Source organism: Plantactinospora sp. B6F1 (assembly GCF_040120695.1).
Taxonomy (GTDB): domain Bacteria; phylum Actinomycetota; class Actinomycetes; order Mycobacteriales; family Micromonosporaceae; genus Plantactinospora.
In genome coordinates this window covers 173,476-194,214 of sequence record NZ_JBEEAC010000005.1, presented here as the reverse complement: position 1 = coordinate 194,214, position 20,739 = coordinate 173,476, and the positions used below count along the sequence as shown (strand labels likewise).

Sequence of the window (20,739 nt, the reverse complement as noted above, 5' to 3'; positions counted from 1 at the left end):
TCCCCGCTTCGATTCCTCGGCGGTCACGTGGTGTGATCGAACAGGCTTCGGCCGTTGACCTCGATGAGCTTGATCGCCTCGTCGATGTCCCGATAGGAGTACATCCTGATCCGGGGGATCTCCGGATGGGTCGACCGTGCCGCGCCTCTCAGTACGAACGGCAGCTCGACGTCCGTACGCCCCAGATAGACGGATGACTTACTCATGGCCAGCGCGATCCCGGCCTCCACCCATACGCTCGACACTCTCTGCTCCGGCACCACCATCAGGAAGAATCGGCTGCGCCGCAGCGCCCGGAGGTCGTTGCGCAACGCCACGTCCTCGGCCTCGAACTCGCTCGCGGTCGGCCGGTTCCGCCCGGCGTAGTAACACCGGTAGTTGCACCGTTCCTCTATCTTGCGGACGAGTTTGAGCAGGCCGTCGCGGTGCGCGGTGTAGTTGGCCTCGTCCAACGACGACATCGGAGAGGAGAGGAAGACGTCGAACTCGTACTCGATGCCCGGATCCGTGGCCGTGGCCGGGGCGGGGCCGGCCGGTGCCGCCTCGCTCGGAAGCGCCGCCTTGGTCGCGAGCAGGGCCTGCGGACGAAGCACCGCGACGACGAGCACCCCCGTCGTCAGGAGCAGCACCGCGACCAGCGATATCATGGTGATTCGATCGGCATCGGCGACCTGTCCGGCCGTCCGTAACAACACGGCCTGGACGACCAGTAGGGCAACGGTGAGAAACCCGAGAACGGTACGAACGCGGAAGATCGATTTCATGTCGATTGGTGCACCGCCTCTCGCGGACCGCCCGACATCCATGATCGAATGAAAATGATCCGGTGGGGGCGCCTTGACGTAGCACAGATCTGATCGTGGATTGGAAGCGTAGTCCACGCGATCAGTGGTCGCTATGGCCGGTCGCGGCGATGATGTGTCGGCTACCCGTCAACTGTGTGCACAGTGGAGAATTTGGTTCCGGAAGGCAATGGGAGCTGGCCATGGTCCCCGGTTTCCCCGCCGGGGACCTCCCTGTTCCGCCCGGGCGTGGCCTATTTCCAGCGAAAATGCACGAAAAGGCGGCCGAAGTTCTTGGAATCCTTCTCGACCCGGTGGTATAGCTGCTTGATCTCCTTCTGGTCGAGGAACCGCAGCACCCGCTTCTTCAGCTGCCCCGACCCCTTGCCCGGAATGATCTCGACCATGGTCGCCTTCTTGGCCACCGCCTCGTCTATGATCCCACGCAGCGCCCGGTCGATGTCGTGGCCACGGTTGAAGATGTCGTGCAGGTCCAGCTTGAGCTTCATCGGTGGGTCACCGGCCGCGCAGCGTCCATGACATCCGATCGTAGGCGGAGCCGCCGGGGAGCGGTCACCGTCGACCGCCGACCCGGTTCTCGACGCGCTCCAGTGCGATCCGGTAGTCGTCGTTCTCCGCGTACATCGCGGCGGCGATCCGGAGGTGGCGGAGAGCCTCCTCCGGTCGGCCGTCCCGCTCCAGGGTGCGGCCCAGCACATGGTGCGCGTAGTGGTCGCTCGGGTCGCGCTGCACCAGTGTGCGCAGCTGCTCCTCGGCTCGACCCAGCTGAGCCGTCTGGAAGTACGCGCGGGCGAGCAACTGCCGTACGGAGGCGTTGTCGGGCTCGGCCTCGACGATGGGCTCCAGCAACCTGACAGCTCCGGACGGGTCCCCGGTCTCGAAGTACAGGGTCGCCCGCCGGTACTCGGCGAGAAGATCCACTAGACCCACCTCCTCGTATCGCGACTACTTCCCTCGACGCTGGCACAACACCGCCAGTACCGCGACTGTTCCGGGCGACGAGATCACGACGGAAACCGCCGCTGGAGTCAGGGCCGCCGGGAGCCCATTTCCCAGGCGCGTACGCCGCCGAGGATGCCGGCGCTGTTCGGCACCACCACCACGTCGTCACCCATCCGGGCGACCTGCTCCGGCCGGACCAGCCGGGAGTTGCCGCCACCCAGGTAGAGCCGGTCCCAGAGGAAGACCGGGCGGAGCCCGTCCACCACCCCCCGGACCCGGCGCGACCAGAACGCGTCGCCGAGCCGGCGCCGCTCGTGCTCGCCGATGTAGGTGTCGTAGCTCATCCTCCACCGGACCGGCGCCTGCGACAGTTCCAGGTGCGGGGCGAGCCGTCCGCCGTCGAAGAGCGCGCAGCCCAGCCCGGTGCCGAGGGTGAGTACCAGCTCCAGGCCGGTCCCGGCGACCACCCCGGCGCCGTGCACCTCGGCGTCGTTGAGCACCAGTGTCGGCAGCCCGAACGCGTCGGTGAGCGCGCTGCGGACGTCGAAGCCGGACCACTCGGCGACCAACTCCGGGTCCGGTCTGGTGCGCGGCCCGGCCCGGGTGACGTAGTGCGGGGTGGCCACCACGACGCCGTGCCGCAGCATCCCGGGCATCCCGACGGTGACCCGGTCGGCCGTCGGCAGCCGGCCGCCGAGATCCAGCAGCGTCTTGACGAAGAGCGCGGTCGGCAACGGGTACGGGGTCGGCACCCGCAGCGGCCGGGTACGCATCGTGCCGGCGTCGTCGAGCACGGACGCCTTGATCCCGCCACCGCCGCAGTCGATCGCCAACGTGGTCATCACAGGAATCAGTCTGCTACTCCGGCGCCGGGTCGCGGCCGGGCGGGCGGATAGCATCTGAGGTCTCATGAGCCGACCCGTCGAGCCCGGTTTCTGCCGCCGTACGGCTGGGCAAGAACTACGCCATGCTCAGATGGGAGTACGCACTGTTGGTGCGGCGGCGCCAGCCCCGGTTGGACGACACCGGCTGGGAACTCGCCTACACCTGGTATGGCCCGGATGGTGCCGTGCTCGACGTCTCTCCGTACGGGGACACCGCGCTCGCCCACCTCAACCGGGCCGGAGCCCAGGGCTGGGAACTGGTCTCGGTGACCGAGGACGGCAACATGAAGGGGAGTGCGGAACTGCACCGGTACCACCTGAAACGAGTACTCCGGACGGCGACGCCCCGGCCGAGGCTGCGCAGCCTGGGGCGGGCCGGCCGGCGCGCCGGCACCGGCTGACGGCGGCGGGCCGGGGTGGTGCGGGGGGTCGGAGTGGGCGGTGCGGCGAGTCGCCAATCGGCGGAAAGCGACCAACTCCACCGACCCGCCGGGGCGAGGCGTAGACCGGAGCATTCCGGGTAGCCCCGGCCGGGAGGTGGTGATGGTCGCGCAACTGCACAGGGCGCCATCCGGGGAACGGTTGCGGGCGATCGACGAGTTCCTCGGCACGGCGTACGCCGACCTCGTCACGCACGACGACCGGCTGCGCGGCACGGCGGTGGAGGTACGGTTCGACCGCGGTGTCGCCCACCTGACCGGCGAGGCGGCCCACCGGGACGAACTGGCGCTGGTCCGGCGACTCGTCGGCCGGCTCGACGGCGTACTGGCCGTCTGGTCCCGGGTACGGGTGGCCGGGCGGGACCCGGTGATGATGGATCTCGGCTGCGGCGCCGCCAAGCAGTACCCGGGCAACCTCGGCCTCGACCTGCGGGTGGCCCCGGGAGTGGACGCCCAAGCGGACCTCTCCGGCCCGCTGCCGCTGGCCGGCGACTCGGTCGACGTGATCTTCACGGTGCACATCCTGGAGCACCTGATCGACTTCCTGACCCTGGTCGACGAGTGTCACCGGGTGCTCCGGCCCGGCGGCGTACTGCACGTGATGAGCCCCTGGTGGGGGCATGTCAACGCGGTCGCCGACCCGACTCATGTACGCCTGCTGGACGTACAGACGATCAAGCACATCTGCCATCGCCATCCCGGTGCGCCCCGGTGGTACCCGCTGCACGCCGGCTGCGACGGTGCGTCGATCTTCGCCGACCTCACCCCGCTGGGCCCGGACGACCCCGGCCCGGAACCCAGCCACCTGGCCCGGTTCTTCGACTGAGACCGCACGACTCGCCGACCCGGAATCCGGTTATCCGCCCCGGTGGGAAGGCATGCGGCGGAGTCCGGCGGGAATGCAGCCGGGTCGAATCGGGCGGAGTAGTCGGGGAGGGCCGGTAGATGCGTGCCGTCATGTCTGAGTCGTTTGGGGCGATGCCGCAGGTCCGGGAAATGCCGGAGCCGACGCCCGGCGACGGCGAGGTGAAGATCGAGGTACAGAGCTCGTCCCTGAACGGCTTCGACGCGAAACTCGCCGGTGGGTTCCTGGACGGCGAGGTCGAGCACCAGTTCCCGGTGGTGCTCGGCCGGGACTTCGCCGGCATCGTCACGGAGGTCGGGCCGGGGGTCAGCGGGTTCATGCCCGGCGAGAAGGTCTTCGGCGTGGTGACCAAGCCCGGGCTCGGCGACGGGTCGTTCGGCGAGTACGTCGTCGTACCGGAGGACATCGGCCTCGCGCCGCTGCCGGCCGGGCTCGACTACCGCTCCGCGGGCGTACTCGGTCTGGCCGGCGTCGCCGCGCTGGCCAGCGTCGACGCGGTCGCCCCGGCACACGGCGAGACGCTGCTGATCTCCGGAGCCACCGGTGGGGTCGGGCACTACGCCGTCCAGCTCGCCGCCGCGCGCGGCGCGACCGTGATCGCCACCGCCGAGTCCGGGCCTGCCGCCGACCTGCTGCACGAACTCGGCGCCGCGCACACCGTCGACTACCGGGGCGACCTGGCCGCACAGGTCCGGCAGCTCGCCCCGGACGGGGTGGACAGCGCCGTGCACCTCGCCGGCGATCCGGAGCTGATCGCCGACCTGGTCACTCCCGGCGGCCGGTTCTCCTCCACCCTGGGGGTGGACTCCGAGCAGCTCGGCGACCGTGCGCTGAACGTCACGGCGGTCGAGGCGATCCCGGACCGGATCGTGCTCGACCACATCGCCACCGAGGCCGCCGCCGACCGGCTGCGCCCGTCGATCGCCCGCACCTACCTGCTGGACGAGGTACCGCAGGCGTTCGCCGATTTCACCAACAGCGGTATCGTCGGCAAGCTCGCCGTGGCGATCGGTTCGGCCGGGTAACACCGGTGCGGCGTGGCAGCCGCTGCCGTCGAGATCCCGTGTGTGGCCCGTCGAGCATCACGTCACCGCCGCGTCGGCGCCGGTGGTCAGCCGTCACCGTGCACGGCGCGGGCGGCCAGGAGTTCGGGTGCCAGGACCACCACCGCGCCCGGCTCGACCCGGAGCAGCCCGGCCTCGGCGAGGGTCCGCAGCGCCCGGTTGACCGACACCCTGGTCATCCCGATCGACTCCGCCAGCCCCTGCTGCGCCCCGGGCAGCGGCACCCGGCGCCCGCTCCGGCCGGCCGCGGCGACCAGCCAGGCCGCCACCCGGGTCCCGGCATCGGCGTACGAGGTGCGTACCAGCTCCGCCTGCCGGTGGCGCAGCCGTTGGGCCAGGTGCCTGAGTACGTGCCGCCGCACCGCCGGTACGTCGTCGATCAGCCGGAGCAGTTCGCCGGCCGGTACCAGCCGGTAGCGCAGTACCGTGGCGGCCAGCCAGGTAGCGGTGTAACCGCCGCCGTCCAGTACTGCGCTCTTGTCGACCGCGCACGGGCCGGCGAAGTCACCGAGCCGCAGCCGCTTTCCGTCGGCGGTGTCGTGCACCCCGGTCAGGATGCCCGCCTGCACCACGATCACGTGCTCGGCGGGCTGACCGCGTACCGCCAGCACCGCGCCGGGGCGGGCGGCCCGGAGCACCGAGCGGTCGAGTAGCCGGCGCAGCCGCACCGGCCCGAGGGCGGCGAAGACGGGTACGGCGGCCAGCCCGCGCAGGTCCGTCGGTTCCATCTGACGAATTGTTCCCGACCAACCGGGACTGCGGCCCGCCGAAACGGCCCGATCGGCTGTATACCCGGTTACAGCGACGGCTCGGCGGGGGTACGTAGGGTCCTGCACATGATCGTTGTGGAACTGCACTTCACCGGCGACCCCGCCGCCCGGCTGGCCGCCCGGCCGGCCCACCGGGAACTGCTGGCCCGGCTGCACGCCGACGGCGACCTCGTGGCGGCCGGGCCCTGGGCGGACGACTCGGGCGCGCTGCTGCTCTTCGACGCGGACGAAGCGGCGGTGCGGCAGACTCTCGACGCCGACCCCTACTACCGGACGCCCGGGGTCGAGGTGGTCACGTTGCGGCACTGGGCACCGGCGGTCGGCGACCTGGCGCCGTGACCCGACCGCGCCGTCCGACGCCGAGGTCGGTGGCCCGAGCGGAACCGGAGCGCGGGTCCGCTACCGGTGGGGTTGCGGTCGGCGGGACAGCGCCGCCTGCACGGCCCAGTTGAGCGCGTAGTCGGCGACCTCCTCCCAGCCGGGCTGCCCCAGGATGTAGTGCGATCGACCCGGGAACTCCTTGTAGCCGGTGACCGCGGTCGACTTCCGGTACTGTCCGGCGGTCGCCTTCGTCACCGAGGGTGGCGCCACGTGGTCGGCGCCGCCGGCGATCAGCAGCAGTGGCGCCCGCCGCTCGTTGCCGAAGTCCACCCGCAGCGCGGTCCGGGGGTTCAGGTTCGCCAGCGCCGACTCGAAGAGCACGTGCCCGGCGGCCGGTACGTGGTGGCGCTGGTACGCCTGCTCCGCCTCGTCCCGGGACATGGTGTTGGCGAAGGCGTAGTGGAACTCGTCCAGACTCAGCGGTACGGCCCGGTGCCGGTTCGCCGGGTTCCGCAGTACCGGCAGGCTGGCCTTGAGCGAGGAGAGCGGCATCCGGACGACTCCCTTGACCGCCGCCGAGTCGATCGCGACTCCGGCCGCGCCCAGCCCGCGGTCCAGCAGCATCTGGGCGAACGCGCCGCCGAACGAGTGTCCCATGATGATCGGCGGGCTGGGCAGTTCACGGATGATCCGCTCGTGGTGGTCGACGATCTGGTCCGAGGTCAGCCCGGCGATCGCGGCCGGGTCGCGGCGCAATGCCTCGACGTCGGAGTCCATGCCGGGCCAGGCTGGCGTCAGCACCTGGAACCCGGCATCCCGGTACCGGTCGGCCCAGTGCTCCCAACTCCGGGAGGTCATCCAGAGGCCGTGGATCAACACGATGGCGTCGGGTCGGCTGGGTTCATCGGGTAGCAGGGGCATGATGTCCTCTTCCAGGCTCGCTCTCGCCGCGCTGGCGTCCTGGGATACCCCTCACCGGCCGCCGCAACCCCGGCCGTACGCCCCGGCCGAGCGGGGCGTACGGCCGTCGGGCCGCCGGCTACCGGTCGAGTCGCCGGTACAGCCGCACCGAGAGCGGTAGGAAGATCGCGGTCAGCAGGATCGGCCAGCCCAGCGCCAGTGGCACGGCGTAGCGGTCGAGCCGGGAGCTCTCCCCCCAGCCGGGGTTCTCGAAGAGCTCCCGGGTGGCGGAGACCGTCGCGGAGAGCGGGTTCAACTCGGCCACGACGCCCAGCCAGCCCGGCATGGTGTCGGGGGCGACCAGAGCGTTGGAGAGGAAGAGTACCGGCCAGACCAGCACCTGCAACGCGACCAGCGCCTCCGGGTTACGCAGCAGCAGGCCGAGGTAGATACCCACCCAGAGCACCGCGAACCGCAGCAGCAGGAGCAGCCCGAACGCGGCCAGCGCGGCACCGACGCCGCCGTGCCACCGCCAGCCGACCGCCAGTCCGCAGCCGACCATCACCGCCAGGCCGAGCGCGGCGTGCAGCAGGTCGGCGACGCTGCGGCCGACCACCACCGCCGAGCCGGCCATCGGCATCGCCCGAAACCGGTCGGTGATTCCCCGGGCGGCGTCGGTGGCGACCGCGGCGTAGGTGGCCTCGATGCCGAAGAGCATGGTCATCGCGTACATCCCGGGCATCAGGAACTCCCGGTAGCCGCCACCGCCGGGCACCGCCATCCCGCCGCCGAACAGGTAGCCGAACATCAGTACCACCATGATCGGAAACAGCAGCCCGAGGACGACCTGCACCGGTTGACGGACCCAGTGCGCCAGGTCCCGGCGGGTGATCGTCCAACTGTCCGCGAGTACCCAGCGCAGCCGCTGCGCGGCGTGTCGCGGCGGGGACGGAAATGTCATGGTCGTCGTCGTGGTCACCGTGCCACCTCCCGGTTCTCCTCGTCGGCCAGGTCGCCGGTCGGGCCGGCCGGCCCGCCCCGACCACCGGCGCGGGCTTCGCCGCCGGTGCCACCGGTGAGGTGCAGGAACACCTCGTCCAGGGTCGGTCGGCGCAGCGCGATGTCCTCGGCCGCGATGTCCCGCTCGTCGAGCCCGCGCACCAGCGCGCCGAGTGCGCCGATCCGGTCCCGCACCGGGGCGCTGATCCGCCGGTCGTCGTCGTCCCGGTTGACCGGCCCGTCGGCGATCCGGCCGAGCAGTTCCGCCGCCTCCGGCAGGTCGGCGAGGCGGTGCAGCACGATGTCGATCCGGTCGCCGCCGAGCCGGCTCTTCAGTTCGTCCGGCGTACCGTCGGCGACGATCCGGCCGGCGTCGACCACCGAGATCCGGTCGGCGAGTTGGTCGGCCTCGTCGAGGTACTGGGTGGTGAGCAGCACCGTCGTGCCGGCGCCGGCCAGGTCGCGTACCGCCGCCCACATCTCGTTGCGCCCGCGCGGGTCGAGCCCGGTGGTCGGTTCGTCGAGGAAGAGCACCTCCGGGGCCAGGATCAGCCCGGCGGCCAGGTCGAGCCGGCGTCGCATCCCGCCCGAGTACCGGCCGACGGGCCTGTCCCCGCTGTCGGCCAGGCCGAACCGGTCCAGCAGTTCGTCCGCCCGGCGGTCGGCGACCGCACCGGGTAGGTGGTAGAGCCGCCCGAACATCGCCAGGTTCTGCCGGCCGGAGAGCACCTCGTCCACGGCCGCGTGCTGCCCGACCAGCCCGATCCGGTAGCGGACCAGGTCGGGCCGGCGGGCCACGTCCTGGCCGGCCACCTCGGCCCGACCGGCGTCGAACCGGAGCAGGGTGGTCAGGATGCGTACCAGCGTGGTCTTGCCGGCGCCGTTCGGCCCGAGCAGGCCGTGCACGGTGCCGGCCGGGACGTGCAGGTCGAGCCCGTCCAGGGCGAACCGCTCGCCGTACCGCTTGCGCAGCCCCTCGGCCCGGATCGCCGGTGTGTTGTCGTGCATGACCACCCCAAATCATGTACACCGTACAGAGTCAGGCGGCAACTATAGCGTACGCCGTAAAGAATTCAAGTCCGGGAGAATGACGAGGTGACGACGGAGTACAGCGGCAGCGGCGACCCGAAGCGAAGCATGGAGCTGCTCTGGGGCGTACCGGACCGACCCCGGCGGGGACCGAAACCCAAGCTCACGGTGGACCGGATAGTCCGGGCGGCCATCGGGATCGCCGACCGCGAGGGCCTGGCCGGCCTCTCCATGCGGCGGGTCGCCGACGAACTCGGGGTCACCGCGATGTCCCTCTACACCTACGTGCCGGGCAAGGCCGAGCTGCTCGACGTGATGCTCGACACCGTCCATGCCCGGGCCGCCGACCCGGACGACGACCGGGGCGACTGGCGGAGCCGGCTCGAACGGCTGGCCCGGGAGAACTGGGACCGCTACCGCCGGCACCCCTGGCTGCTCCAGGTCGCGACCAGCCTTCCGGTGCTCGGCCCCAACTCGGTGGCCAAGTACGACCGCGAACTCAGCGCCGTCGCCGGACTCGGCCTGACCGACATCGAGATGGACCTCCTGGTCGGCATGCTCGCCGACTACGTGCACGGCGCGGTACGCGGCGCCGTGGAGGCCGCCCAGGTGCGGCAGCGCACCGGAATGACCGTCCAGGAGTGGTGGGAGCGCTTCGCACCCCTGCTGGAGCAGGTCTTCGATCCCGAGCGCTACCCGATGGCGGCCCGGGTCGGCGCGGCGGCCGGCGCCGAGCACAACGCCCCGGCCGACCCGGCCCGTTCGTTCGAGTTCGGGCTGCAACGGGTGCTGGACGGGATCGAGGCGTTCGTCCGGGCCCGGACCGCCCGGTAGGGGCGCGCAGGGGTCGACCGAAACCCCTGCCGGGTCGCAGGCACGCCGTTGCCCACCTAGCCGGTACTGGATATATTTACCTTCGTCATCACATGGGAGCGTTCCCACACTGCCCTGTACCCGGAGCACAGACGGGGTGAGGTCGGCGCACATGAGCACGATCCGGCTGCTCGTGGCCAACGGCTGCAGCTTCGCCCGGGGCGCCGAACTGGCCGAGCCGGAGCGGGAGGCCTGGCCTGCCCTGCTCGGCCGGGAACTCGGCATCGGCGTGGTCAACCTGGCCTGCGACGGCGGCTCCAACCGGCGAGCCGTCCGCACCACCGTGCAGCACCTGGAGTCGATCCGGGCGGCGCACGGCGTCGGGTACGACCAGATCCTCTTCGTCAACATGTGGACCGCGCTGAGCCGCAACGAGTACTACGACAGCGGGATCGAGGACGGTCCGGTCCGACCCGACCTCGGGGTACGACCGGCGCTCCCCGGCGAACTGCACTGGCAGCGGGTGGCCGACTGGAAGGCCGCCGAGGGGGACCGGCCGTCGAAGGCGTACCTCCGGCACCTGTTCAACACCACCGGCGAGACCGTCAACTTCTTCGTCGACTGGCTGCTGCTGGAGCACCACCTCACCGGTCTCGGCGTGCCGAGCCGGTACGCGTTCGCCTGGGAGATCCTGCCCGACCCGATCCCGGCCGAGGCGGTACCGGTGATGCGCGCCCTCCGCGCCGACCTGGTCTTCGGAACACTGCCACCCCGCCCCGAGCAGACCTTCCGGGAGATGGTCTTCGGCCGGGTGCCGTTCGGCGACTGGGACCATCCGCTCCGGGAGGGACACCAGCGGTTCGCCGCCGCGATGTCGCGCTGGCTCGGCGGGGACGAACGGTTGCGCTTCCCGGCGACCGGACGGGCCGGGCGATGACCGTACCCGGGCTGGTGTCGGTGATCATGCCGACCCGCAACGGCGCCGCGACGATCGGCGCGCAACTGGCGGCGCTGGCCCGGCAGACCTACCCCGGACGCTGGGAACTCGTCGTGGTCGACAACGGCTCCACCGACGGTACGCCGGAACTGGTCGCCGCCTTCGCCAGCCGGCTGCCCGGGCTCCGGCTGCACAAGGCGGTCGACCGGGCCGGCACCAGCTACGCCCGCAACGAGGGCTGCCGGGTGAGCCGGGGAGAACTGCTGCTCTTCTGCGACCAGGACGACGTGGTCGCGCCCGGCTGGGTGGCCGAGATGGTACGCGGACTCGCCGAGTTTCCCGCCGTCGGCGGACACGTCGAACGCCGGCTGCTCAACGACGAGGTGTCCCTCGCCGCCCGGCCCGAGAAGCCGGCCGGCTCGCTCCAGGAGGGATTCGACTTCCTCCCCTACGCGCTCGGCGCCAACTGCGGGGTGCGCCGGACCGTCTTCGAGGAACTCGGCGGCTTCGACCCCGCCTACCGGTACGGCTCGGACGAGGTGAGCTTCTTCTGGCGGGCGCAGCTCGCCGGGTACCCGGTCGGGGCGCTGCCGGAAGCGGTGGTGCACTACCGGCTGCGTCGCCGGCTCCGGGAGATGGCCCGGCAGTACTACTCGTACGGCCTCAGCCACCCCCGGCTGTACCGGGACTTCGCCGCCGCCGGGCTACCCCGCTCGGTCCGGCCGGCCGCCCGGGAGTGGCGCTGGCTGCTGCGCCACCTGCCCGACCTGCTCCGGTCCCGGCGGGCCCGGGCCGTCTGGGTGACCCGGTGCGCGATGCGCTGCGGCCGGATCGTCGGCAGCCTGCGCCACCGGGTCGTCTTCCCTTAGCCCGGCCGGCCCGGCGTCGTCCCGGGCCGGACCGCCGTCCGCACCGGTCGACCGGCCGTCCGACACCGCCGGCCAGTCGTCGTCGGCCGGATAGCGCACCCCGGTCCGGGCCCGTACGGCGTCCAGGATCCGCAGCACCGCCACGGTGTCGGCCAGGGTGGCGAGCGGGCTCTCGGTCAACCCGGCCCGCAGGCAGCGCATCACCTCGACCGCCTCGTGCACGAACCCCTCCCCCTGGTACGGCACCTCGACGGCCCGCGGCTCGCCGTCCCCCTGCCGCAGGGTCAGCCGGGCGGGCCGGAAGAAGCCCCGGTCCACCTCGATCCGGCCGCCGCTGCCGCAGACCGTGGCCGTCCACGGCGTGTCGGCGACGATCGAACAGGAGAGGCTGGCCAGCGCCCCGTCCGGGTAGCCCAGCACCAGCGCGGTGGTCTCGTCGACGCCGTGTCGGCTCAGCGTGGCGAGCCCGGTGACCGAGTCCGGCGCCCCGAGCAGCAGGTGGGCCAGGGTCACCGGATAGACGCCGAGGTCCAGCAGGGCGCCACCGCCGAGCGTCGGGTCCCGCAGCCGGTGCCCGGGGTCGACCGGCCCCACCAGGCCGAAGTCCGCCTGGACCAGCCGGGGTACCCCGACCGCACCGTCCCGGACCAGGGTGACCAGCCGGCGGATCGCCGGTACGCAGCGCATCCACATCGCCTCCATCAGGAAGAGGCCGGCGGATCGGGCCCGGGTGACCAGGTCGACGGCCTGCCCGGCGTTGAGCGTGAACGGCTTCTCGCAGAGCACCGCCCGGCCCGCGTCCAGGCAGAGCGCGCTGGCCGCGTGGTGGCTGGCGTGCGGCGTCGCCACGTAGACGACGTCGACCCGGTCGTCGGCGGCGAGCCCGGCCCAACTGCCGTACCCGCGCGGGACCGCGTACCGGGTGGCGAACCGCTCGGCCGCCTCCCCGGTACGCGAACCGACCGCGACCACCTCGGCGTCCGGCAGCCGCCGCAGGTCCTCGACGAACCGGCCGGCCATCCAGCCGGTGCCGAGCACACCCCACCGGACCGGCCGGGCGGTCGCCTCCGGGGCGTTCCAGGCGGCGGTCGTCGGCGAGCCGGCGCTCACCGACCGGACCCCGCCGCACCGGCCAGCGCCGCGCCGGTCACGAGTTCCCCGGCCGCCTCCGCCGCCGCGTGCCGGCAGGCGAGGTCGTCGCGGAGCGCCAGGCAGTCGCGTACGTAGTCGCCGGCCCGGGCGATCGGCGGATGCGGATCACCGTCCCCGCAGTACTCGACACAGATCGCCGGTACGCCGAGCGAGTCCGCCTTGGTGATCCAGGCGTAGTTGTCCAGCACGCCGTCGGCGGTGTCCACGTTGAAGTCCGCCCGCCCGCCACGCGGGTGCAGGTTCTTCAGGTGGAAGTAGCCGAGCCGGCCGGCGAGCTGGTCGAGCACGGCGGGATCCCGGTCGGCCAGGCTGACCACGTAGGCGTTGCCGGGGTCGGCCGTGGCGACCACGGCCGGATGGTCCACCATCGCCAGCAGCTTCGCGGTACCGGCCACCGTGTCGTGCACCGAGCCGGGATAGACCTCCACCCCCACCCGTACGCCGTGCCGGGCCGCGTAGTCGCCGAGCCGGCGGTAACCCTCGGCGGCCCGCTCGTAGTGCACCTCCCGGGCCAGGGCACTGCCGTTGACCCGCCAGTCGTCCGGATCCCGTTCCAGGGTCCCGGACCAGCCGTTGACCAGTTCGATCCCCTGCCGGGCGGCGGCGGCGACGGCGCGCTCGGCCAGGGCCAGCGAGGCGGCCCGGGTCGCCGGGTCGTCGCCGACGAAATCTCCGGTGTAGCCGACACAGTGCACACCCACCCCGTAGTGCCGGCCGAGCGCCACCGCGTCCGCGACCTCGGTCTCGACCCGGGCCGGGTCGAAGTGGAAGTGGACCAGCTCGATGCCGTCCCAGCCGTACCGCGCGGCGACCGCGAAGACGTGCCGCAGGGGGTAGCGGCGGAAGGTGTAGCTGTGCAGGACGAGCTTCATGGGTTCTGCCCTCCGGTCAATGCCAACCGCACTCCGCCGTTGGCGACGCTTCGTTCGAGTGCGTGCAGCACCCGCAGGTCCCGCAGCGCGCGGGCGACCCCCACCTCGACCGGTACCGGCTGTCCGGCCGCGCTGGCGGCGAACGCCCGGTACTGGGCGAGGTACGGATCCACCGGCTCGGGGCACAGCCAGCGCCGTCCCCGCTCGTCGCAGACCAGCACCGAGCCGCCGGAGTCCATCGCCCACGAGTTCCGGACCACCAGCAGGCCCCGCTCGCAGACGACGGTGTAGCGCGAGACGCCGGTCTCCGGTGGTTCGGTGAAGGACGACTCGACCTGGAGCCGCCGCTCCTCGCCGAACCACACCGTGGCCTCGACGAAGATCTCGGTCTGCTCCCGGTCACCGGCCGGGTAGCCGGTGGCCCGGCAGGCGGTCGGCGCCGCGTCGAAGACGTCGGCCGCGGTCAGCAACGGATAGATCGCCAGGTCGCCGAGGCAGCCGAGGCCACTGTCGGCCCGCCGGTTACGCCAGTCCCCCAGCCGGTGCCCGAGGTGGCAGGCGGCGATCGACCGGGGCGCGCCGAGCCGCCCGGAGCGGACCAGTTCGACCACCGCCCGGTTGAACGCGTTGTACCGGGACATGTAGCCGACCATCGCCGGTGCGCCGGAGGCGGTCGCGGCGCGCAGGATCCACTGCCCGCCCGCCACGGTGTCGGCGAGCGGCTTCTCCACCAGCGTCGGGATGCCCCGGGCCAGCGCCCGGCAGGCGTACTCGGCGTGCCGTCGGTTCGGCGTCGCCACGTGCACCCCGTCCAGCGGCGTACGCAGGAAGTCCCGGACGTCCGTCCCGGCCCAGATCTCCGGCACCTCGGCGGCCACCGCCCGCAGCGCCGCCTCGTCGGGGTCGAGTACGGCGACCAGCCGCAGGTCGTCGGCGGCGGCGATCGCCGGCAGCAGCGCCCGGCGGGTCAGGAACCCGGCGCCCACGATGCCGATCCGGAACGTCATCGGATCCGCCCCGGCGGGCCGGACCAGTGCAGCAGCAGGCTGCGTGGGGCGAGCGAACGGTGGGTGGCCACGGCGATCGCGTCCAGGGTGTGCCGTTGGGCCGCCAGCGCACCGTCCAGGGCCGGATCGCCGGTGCCGACCGGCAGCTCCGGGTCGAGCAGTACCGCCACCCCGACCGAGCGGGTGTGCCAGACCAGTTGGTACGAGTGGTGGTTCCAGCCGCTGCCCTCGTGCACCTCGACGGTGCGGCCGAGCCGCTGCGCCAGCCGTTCCGCCCGGACCGCACCGGCCGGGCCGGCGCCGTAGCCGACGACGTGCACGGCGGTGAGTTCGGGCCGCCGGGCCAGCCATCCGGCGAGTACGGTGGCGAGTTCGTCGCCGCCGGCCACCGCCCGGCTCCCGACGGGCCGGTCGGCCGCGGTCGGTGTCACCGGCAACAGCCGCTTGTACCGCTGCACCGCGTCGTGGGTGGCGAAGCGCAGCCCGTGCCGTACCGCGACACACACCACCAGGGCGGCGACCGCGTAGCAGGCGGCCATCGCGGCGGCGACCGCGCCGGCCGGTCCGCCGGGCCGGCACAGCGCGGAGATGCCCGCCGCCACGTCGACGACCAGCGCACCCGAGGACGGCTCGGCCGTCACGTCCGGCCACGGCCGGAACCGCTCGGACTTGCCGCCCCACCCCTGCCGGGCCGCCTGGAGGGTCCAGAGCCGCAGCCCCGGACCGGCGCCGGGCGGCAGCCGGAACAGCACCCGGGGCCGGCCGGTCGCCGGGAACCGGCCCGACTCCTCGCCGGCCCACTCGCCGATCGTCCGTGCCGCCCCGGCGAACGCCCGGTAGGCGGCGTCGAAGTGCGGCCCGCTCAGCATCCGGGCGGTGAGCAGCGCCGGCACCGAGAGCGGGGCGTGGTAGAGGGCCACCTGGTCGCGGCCGCCGCTCACCGAGAGCGTCCCGTCGCGCTCGCGGAGCCAGGCCGGGGCCGCTCCGCCGGTACGCTGCCGGACCAGCGCCAGGGTGGCGGCCAGCAGCCGGGTCTCCCGGGTACGCCCGGAGGCGCTGACCGCGAACCCGGCGGCGGCCCCCGGCCCGTCCCACTCGCCCAGGGTCCGCTGCACCGTCGCCGGGTCCAGGGAGTCCAGCACCCGGACCGCGCTCTGTCCCGGCACCGCCTCGCAGATCGCCCGCAGCCCGAAGGCCCAGCCGCCGGTGCCGGCGAAGACGGCCCGGCGGCAGCCGCGCAGCAGCCGTCCGCCGCCCCGGTCGGCGGTGAGCCGGGAGACCCGCGGCCAGGCCGGTGGGCGTACCCAGCCGAGTCGGGGCACTCCGGCGAGGCTGGCGAGCGCGGCGACCGTACCGGCCGGCCCGTACCGCTCGCCGGCGGCAGCGGCCCGCACGTACGCCCAGAGTTCGGCTCCGCTCGGCTCGGCCCCCCGGTGCGGCCCGGTCACGGCGTACCCCGTCGGGCCGGTATCGGCGGCGCCGGAGCCACCACGGTGCCGTCGAGCCGCAGGTCGACCACGACCCGCAGTGCGCAGCCGCCGGCGACCGTTCCGTGGTCGAGCAGTTCGGTTGCCACACCCGGCAGCGCGGGCAGCGAGACGAGGTGGCTGACCAGCGGCGCCAGGTCGACCGCGAGGGTGGCCGAGGAGGTGTCGCCGCCGGTCCCGGCGGGATCGGCGGGATCGGCGGGTGACGCTCCGGCGAGCAGGTCCCGGGCGGCGGTGAAGTCGCCGGCCCGACCGCCCCGGGAGCCGACCACGGTGCACCGGCCACCGGCCGGGTTCTCCACCACCCGACGCCCGCCGCCGGCCCGTACCGCCGCCGGGTCCAGCGCCGTGCCGCCGCCGGCCCGGAGCAGCCGGCCGGGCCGGAAACCCCCGAACAGGTGCAGGCCGGCCCCGTCGGCCAGCGCCGGCCAGGTGAGTTCGGCCGCCGCCGGCCCGCCGTCACCGGCCACCGCCAGCACGGCCAGCTCGGCACCGCGACCGGCGGTCACCGACCGGACCCCGGCGGCGAGCCCGGGACCGAGCGGCAGCACCGCGTCCGGGGCCGGCAGTCCACGCTGGACCGCCGCCCGTAGCCGCCGGTCGGTCCGGGCGGCCACGGTCACGGTACGGGCGCCACGGGCGCGGGCGACCGCCACGTGCAGCAGGCCGAGTACGCCGGCACCGACGACGAGGACGTCCCGGCCGGCCCAGTCGCCGGCGAGTCCCCGGTGCGCCCGCAGTACCGCCGCCAGCGGCTCCAGCAGGACCCACTCCGGGCCGCAGCCGGGCGGAAGCCCGACGAGCTGCCCCTGGGCCAGCGCACCCAGATCGGTGACGAGGACGTCCCGGAACACCCCGGGCAGGTTGTGGCCGAGCTTGAGGTAGTCGTCGGTGGGGTGGTTCGGGTTGAGCGTCACCAGGTCACCGGGGCGGAGCCCGGAGACCGACGTACCCACCTCGACCACCTCGGCCACGCACTCGTGCCCGAGCACCCCCGGCTCCAGACCCCGCTCGCCGCGCAGGATCTGCAGGTCGGTGCCGCAGAGGCCGGCGTACCTGGGGCGGAGCAGCAACTGCTCGCGGCCGCAGCGCGGTCGGGTGCCGGTGGTCAGGACCAGCCGCGACTCGCCGACCGGCTTGACCACCTCGCGGATCTCGGCCTGGCGCGCGGCGAGGTAGCCGGCCATCCCGGCCAGGGTGGCCCGGTCCGCGTCGTCGGGGACGTGCAGCAGCCCGTCCCGCTCGGCGGCCGTCCAGCCGGAGAACCAGCCGGCGTCGACGCAGAGCTTCGCCAGCCACTCGCGTAGCGCGGCGAACCAGGGCGCGCCGACGCCGTGCGCGAAGCCGCCGACCACCACCGCGCGGCAGAGCCCGAGCTGGGCGCAGACCTGCAGGAGCGCCACCGCGAGGTGCCGGGTCGCCGCGCGCAGCAGCTCGGTGACGAACGCGTCGCCGGTCCGGGCCGCGGTGGCGAGCGCCGGCCCGTCGATCCGGTCCGGGTCGCCGTCGACGAGCCGGTGCAGTAGCGACGCGGCGAAGTCGGCCGGGTGCCGCCGGGCCCGCCGGATCGCCGCCCGCAGCACGGCCGGCCCGGAGCTGTACGCGCAGAGGTCGGCCACCGCACCGCAGTCGCACCACGGAAGGTCCAGTGTGGCCAGTCGCTCACGGGCGGACCGGTCCCCGGCTGCGGCGGCCCGACCGAGCCGGGCGGCTCCGGCCGGCCCGCCGGGCACCGCGTCGAGCCGGCTCGGCTCGACCGGCACGTGCCCGATCTCCCCGCCGAGCCCGGCCGGGTCGGCGAGCACCTTGGCGGTGCCGGGCAGTCGGTCGTCGAAGACCTTGACCGCCACCCCGGTGCTGACGGTGACCAGGGCGAACCGGCCGAGCCGCCGGTAGTGCCAGGCGGCCGCGGCGACGTCGTTGACCACCGTGACCCTGGCCCACGGCAGCCGCGCGCCCAGCGCCGCCCGTACGTCGTAGCCGGCCGACCGCGCCTGCCAGAGCACGCTCGCGTCCCGCACCACGCCCTCGACGGTGATCACCGCACCGAACGCGACCCCTACCTCCCGCCGTCCGGCGGGTCCGGCGGTCCGGTGCAGCCGGTCGGCCTCCTCGGCGATCCGGTCCATCAGGAGGTCGCGGACGGCGGCCAGCGGAACGCCCGGACGGTCCCGCCGGTTCGGGGTGGCGAACCGGACCACCTCGCCGACCGGCCGACCCGCCTCGGCCAGCGCCAGCCGGGTCCAGGTGCCGCCGACATCGACCACCACGCCCTGCGGCGCCGGCACCCGGGTCCACCCCTCCGGTTCCGTCCGTCCGGTCACGGCCCGCTCCACGCCGGGGCCGACACCACCGGCCCATCTCCGCCGGGCGGGATCGGCGCGCCAGCGGATGGGATCGGCGCGCCGCCGGACGTGACCGGCGCGCCAGCGGGCGGGACCGGCGCGCCGCCGGGCGGGACCGGCGCGCCAGCGGCAGGAGGGTCGCCGAGGGTCCTCCGGCGGCGCAGCGCCGACCAGGCCCGGTGCAGGTCCGCCGGACCGATGTCGTCGATCGAGTCGACGAACCCGCCGGCCCCGATCCCGACCGGTACCGCCAGGTGCAGTTCGCCACCCTTGTGCGGCAGTACGTGGGTGCGCAGTGCCCGCCACAGCTCGTCGGCGTCGCAGCAGTCGTCGTACGTCGGCAGCCCGATCCGGCGCAGCAGCCTCTCGGCGCGGTCGGCGACGGCGTACGGCAGCCGCCCCGCGGCAACGCCCAGCCGGCAGGAGAGCGCCATCCCGACCGCCACCGCCTCGCCGTGCCGCAGCCGGTAGCCGGACCGCTCCTCCAACACGTGCCCGAACTCGTGGCCGAAGTCGGCGAGCCGGCGCAGCCGCCGCTCCCAGGGGTTCTCCTCCAGCTCGACCAGCATCGCGGCGACCGCGCGCCGGAGCACCTCGTCGAGCACCGCCGCGGCACCGGGGTCGCGCAGCACGGCGTGGTGCTCCTCGACCAGGTGGTAGAGACGGGCGTCCCGGACCAGTGCGATCTTGACGATCTCGGCCAGTCCGCAGCGGAACTCGACCTCCGGCAGGGTCTGCAGGAAACCGGCGTCGCAGAGGCAGGCCAGCGGCGGATGGTACGCGCCGAGCAGGTTCTTCCGGCCGTCCAGGTCGACGCCGACCTTCAGCCCGATCCCCGCGTCGACCAGCCCGACCAGGGTGGTCGGCACGCGCAGGTACGGCGTACCGCCGGAGTGGCAGGCGGCGACGTAGCCGACCAGATCGAGCACGGTCCCGCCGCCGACCGCCAGGATCCGGTCGGCGGGCCCGAGGCCGAGCCGGCGTACCCGGCGCAGCAGCCGCCCGGCCGCATCGAAGGTCTTGCCCCGGGAGGAGCTGCGCAGCGGCAGTACCGTGCAGCCGGCGAGCCGCCCCTGCCGGCGGCGCCGGGCGAGCATGTCCCGGACTGCGGCGGTGACCGCCGGCGAGTAGTCGTCGACCACCGCCAGCACCCGGGAATGGGCCGGCAGGTATCCGGAGAGCACCGGATTGTCCGGGGCGAGAACCCGGGCGGTGAAGGTGACCCGGTAGCCGAGCTTCCGGATCCGGTGTGCCCGTACCGGCGCCGGCACCGACCCCGGCCACCCCGCTCCGCCCGACGTCCGCGCACCGTCCGTCATGGGTGCCACCCACACCGGGGACGCCGGCCCGGCGGTGGACGGCAGCCCGGCGATGCAGGCCAGCCCGGCGGTGGAGGCCAGCCCGGCGGTGGACGGCGGGGGCATCGGCGGCGCGTCGGCTGCCGGTGGGGGTGCCGGTGGGGGTGCCGGCCAGATCCGGCGGTCGCCGGGGCCGTGCCGGTGCAGCAGCCGGGCCACCGCGGCCAGCGCCGCCTGCCGGACCAGGGCCGGCTCGCGCGCCCGGTCCAGCTGGTCGGCGAGTACGTCGTCGTGGCCGGCGAGGTGGCGGATCGCCGACTCCTCGTCGGGACGCACCGGAGTGGGATCGGCCAGCAGGGTGTCCACGTCGACCAGCAACACCGGATCCCGCGCTTCGGCGGCGAGCGCCGGTTCGCCGGCCACCACCCGGGCGCTCCAGTGCAGGGAGGCCAGCAACGAGGACAGCCCGTCGTGCACCCGGACCGCGTGGGCGTACCGGCGGTACATCGCGGCGGCCAGCACGGTGGCGGCGGTTGCCGGCGGCCCGGCGAGGGAGACGAAGGCGTCCCGCCGGCCGAGCCCGGCCGCGAGGGCGGCCCGCACCACCGCGCGTACCGGATCGGGGTTCTCCGGCGTGGCGAGGTCACCGGCGTCGACCGTCCGGTACCGGTCCAGCGCACCGCGCTCCCGCCAGTATCCGAGATAGGCGTCCAGCCGGCGGCCCCGCTCGGGCCGGTCGCAGACGGCGAGGATCCGGCGCGCGCCGCCGAGTGCCCGCAGCAGCGTGGTGTCGCCGGGCCGCCACAGTCCCCGCCGCATCCGCAGCTCGAAGGTGTCGATCAGCTCGGCCCGCAGCGCGTCCTTGGGACCCGGCGGAGTCGCCGTCGGCCCGGACAGGTCGCGGGGTCGGGCCAGGGCCGGAACCGGGGTGGTCGACGACAT

General features: G+C 73.8%; 20 protein-coding genes and 1 pseudogene. 7 read left to right on the top strand and 14 right to left on the bottom strand.

The features are described 5' to 3' along the window. Positions 1-23: 23 nt before the first annotated feature. The 4 genes from ABNF97_RS10170 to ABNF97_RS10155 all read right to left on the bottom strand — a co-directional run bounded on the left by ABNF97_RS10170 (position 24) and on the right by ABNF97_RS10155 (position 2,590). Positions 24-647, bottom strand: coding sequence for a hypothetical protein (locus ABNF97_RS10170; RefSeq protein ID WP_349338366.1), 624 nt, complete (start codon positions 645-647; stop codon positions 24-26). A gap of 389 nt (positions 648-1,036) precedes the next feature. Then, on the bottom strand, positions 1,037-1,291 hold the full coding sequence (locus ABNF97_RS10165) for a Smr/MutS family protein (protein ID WP_349338365.1): 255 nt from the start codon (positions 1,289-1,291) through the stop codon (positions 1,037-1,039). Between the two features lie 64 nt (positions 1,292-1,355). After that, on the bottom strand, positions 1,356-1,724 hold the full coding sequence (locus ABNF97_RS10160) for a tetratricopeptide repeat protein (protein ID WP_130461847.1): 369 nt from the start codon (positions 1,722-1,724) through the stop codon (positions 1,356-1,358). Positions 1,725-1,831: 107 nt separating this feature from the next. After that, on the bottom strand, positions 1,832-2,590 hold the full coding sequence (locus tag ABNF97_RS10155) for an ROK family protein (protein WP_130461846.1): 759 nt from the start codon (positions 2,588-2,590) through the stop codon (positions 1,832-1,834). Between the two features lie 122 nt (positions 2,591-2,712). Between ABNF97_RS10155 and ABNF97_RS10150 the strand changes: the two genes are divergently transcribed. The 3 genes from ABNF97_RS10150 (at position 2,713) to ABNF97_RS10140 (ending at position 4,959) form a co-directional block, all read left to right on the top strand. Beyond that, positions 2,713-3,030, top strand: a complete 318-nt coding sequence (locus ABNF97_RS10150; RefSeq protein WP_130461845.1) for a hypothetical protein — start codon at positions 2,713-2,715, stop codon at positions 3,028-3,030. A 142-nt stretch (positions 3,031-3,172) separates the two neighbouring features. After that, positions 3,173-3,895, top strand: coding sequence for a methyltransferase domain-containing protein (locus tag ABNF97_RS10145; protein WP_349338364.1), 723 nt, complete (start codon positions 3,173-3,175; stop codon positions 3,893-3,895). A 131-nt stretch (positions 3,896-4,026) separates the two neighbouring features. Further along, complete coding sequence (locus ABNF97_RS10140) at positions 4,027-4,959, top strand: alcohol dehydrogenase catalytic domain-containing protein (protein ID WP_207230452.1); 933 nt, start codon at positions 4,027-4,029, stop codon at positions 4,957-4,959. A gap of 86 nt (positions 4,960-5,045) precedes the next feature. Here the strand turns inward: ABNF97_RS10140 and ABNF97_RS10135 are convergent, their stop codons facing one another. After that, the gene (locus ABNF97_RS10135) at positions 5,046-5,726 is read right to left on the bottom strand and encodes a helix-turn-helix domain-containing protein (RefSeq protein ID WP_130461842.1); all 681 of its coding nucleotides are present in this window, start codon (positions 5,724-5,726) and stop codon (positions 5,046-5,048) included. A gap of 108 nt (positions 5,727-5,834) precedes the next feature. Here ABNF97_RS10135 and ABNF97_RS10130 point away from each other — a divergent pair, with 108 nt between their 5' ends. Continuing rightward, the gene (locus ABNF97_RS10130; protein ID WP_349338363.1) at positions 5,835-6,107 is read left to right on the top strand and encodes a YciI family protein; all 273 of its coding nucleotides are present in this window, start codon (positions 5,835-5,837) and stop codon (positions 6,105-6,107) included. Between the two features lie 60 nt (positions 6,108-6,167). On the opposite strand, the gene ABNF97_RS10125 is transcribed toward ABNF97_RS10130, so the two are convergent. The 3 genes from ABNF97_RS10125 to ABNF97_RS10115 form a co-directional block, all read right to left on the bottom strand. Further along, positions 6,168-7,010 carry an alpha/beta fold hydrolase gene (locus ABNF97_RS10125; protein WP_130461840.1) on the bottom strand — a complete coding sequence of 281 codons (843 nt, stop codon included), beginning with the start codon at positions 7,008-7,010 and terminating at the stop codon, positions 6,168-6,170. Positions 7,011-7,128: 118 nt separating this feature from the next. Further along, complete coding sequence (locus tag ABNF97_RS10120; RefSeq protein ID WP_130465801.1) at positions 7,129-7,950, bottom strand: ABC transporter permease; 822 nt, start codon at positions 7,948-7,950, stop codon at positions 7,129-7,131. A gap of 14 nt (positions 7,951-7,964) precedes the next feature. Then, the gene (locus tag ABNF97_RS10115) at positions 7,965-8,996 is read right to left on the bottom strand and encodes an ATP-binding cassette domain-containing protein (RefSeq protein ID WP_349338361.1); all 1,032 of its coding nucleotides are present in this window, start codon (positions 8,994-8,996) and stop codon (positions 7,965-7,967) included. A gap of 87 nt (positions 8,997-9,083) precedes the next feature. Between ABNF97_RS10115 and ABNF97_RS10110 the strand changes: the two genes are divergently transcribed. The 3 genes from ABNF97_RS10110 to ABNF97_RS10100 all read left to right on the top strand — a co-directional run bounded on the left by ABNF97_RS10110 (position 9,084) and on the right by ABNF97_RS10100 (position 11,636). Further along, positions 9,084-9,851: a TetR/AcrR family transcriptional regulator gene (locus tag ABNF97_RS10110; RefSeq protein ID WP_349338360.1), complete on the top strand. Its 768-nt coding sequence runs from the start codon at positions 9,084-9,086 to the stop codon at positions 9,849-9,851. Between the two features lie 151 nt (positions 9,852-10,002). Then, on the top strand, positions 10,003-10,767 hold the full coding sequence (locus tag ABNF97_RS10105) for a DUF6071 family protein (RefSeq protein ID WP_130461838.1): 765 nt from the start codon (positions 10,003-10,005) through the stop codon (positions 10,765-10,767). Further along, positions 10,764-11,636: a glycosyltransferase family 2 protein gene (locus ABNF97_RS10100; RefSeq protein WP_349338359.1), complete on the top strand. Its 873-nt coding sequence runs from the start codon at positions 10,764-10,766 to the stop codon at positions 11,634-11,636. The genes ABNF97_RS10105 and ABNF97_RS10100 overlap by 4 nt, the downstream gene beginning before the upstream one ends. 90 nt (positions 11,637-11,726) lie before the next feature. Here ABNF97_RS10100 and ABNF97_RS10095 read toward each other — a convergent pair. From ABNF97_RS10095 to ABNF97_RS10070, 6 genes and pseudogenes are all read right to left on the bottom strand, one after another. Then, a pseudogene (locus tag ABNF97_RS10095) lies at positions 11,727-12,674 on the bottom strand (Gfo/Idh/MocA family protein); the annotation flags it as partial. A 68-nt stretch (positions 12,675-12,742) separates the two neighbouring features. Next, positions 12,743-13,660, bottom strand: coding sequence for a sugar phosphate isomerase/epimerase family protein (locus ABNF97_RS10090; protein WP_349338358.1), 918 nt, complete (start codon positions 13,658-13,660; stop codon positions 12,743-12,745). Then, positions 13,657-14,667, bottom strand: a complete 1,011-nt coding sequence (locus ABNF97_RS10085) for a Gfo/Idh/MocA family protein (protein WP_349338357.1) — start codon at positions 14,665-14,667, stop codon at positions 13,657-13,659. The genes ABNF97_RS10090 and ABNF97_RS10085 overlap by 4 nt, the downstream gene beginning before the upstream one ends. Further along, a complete protein-coding gene (locus ABNF97_RS10080; RefSeq protein WP_349338356.1) occupies positions 14,664-16,115 on the bottom strand; it encodes a hypothetical protein in 1,452 nt (483 codons plus the stop codon). The genes ABNF97_RS10085 and ABNF97_RS10080 overlap by 4 nt, the downstream gene beginning before the upstream one ends. Then, positions 16,112-18,478: an ROK family protein gene (locus ABNF97_RS10075; protein WP_349338355.1), complete on the bottom strand. Its 2,367-nt coding sequence runs from the start codon at positions 18,476-18,478 to the stop codon at positions 16,112-16,114. Before ABNF97_RS10075 ends, ABNF97_RS10080 begins: the two co-directional genes overlap by 4 nt. Continuing rightward, positions 18,475-20,739: a 3-dehydroquinate synthase family protein gene (locus ABNF97_RS10070; protein ID WP_349338354.1), complete on the bottom strand. Its 2,265-nt coding sequence runs from the start codon at positions 20,737-20,739 to the stop codon at positions 18,475-18,477. The genes ABNF97_RS10075 and ABNF97_RS10070 overlap by 4 nt, the downstream gene beginning before the upstream one ends.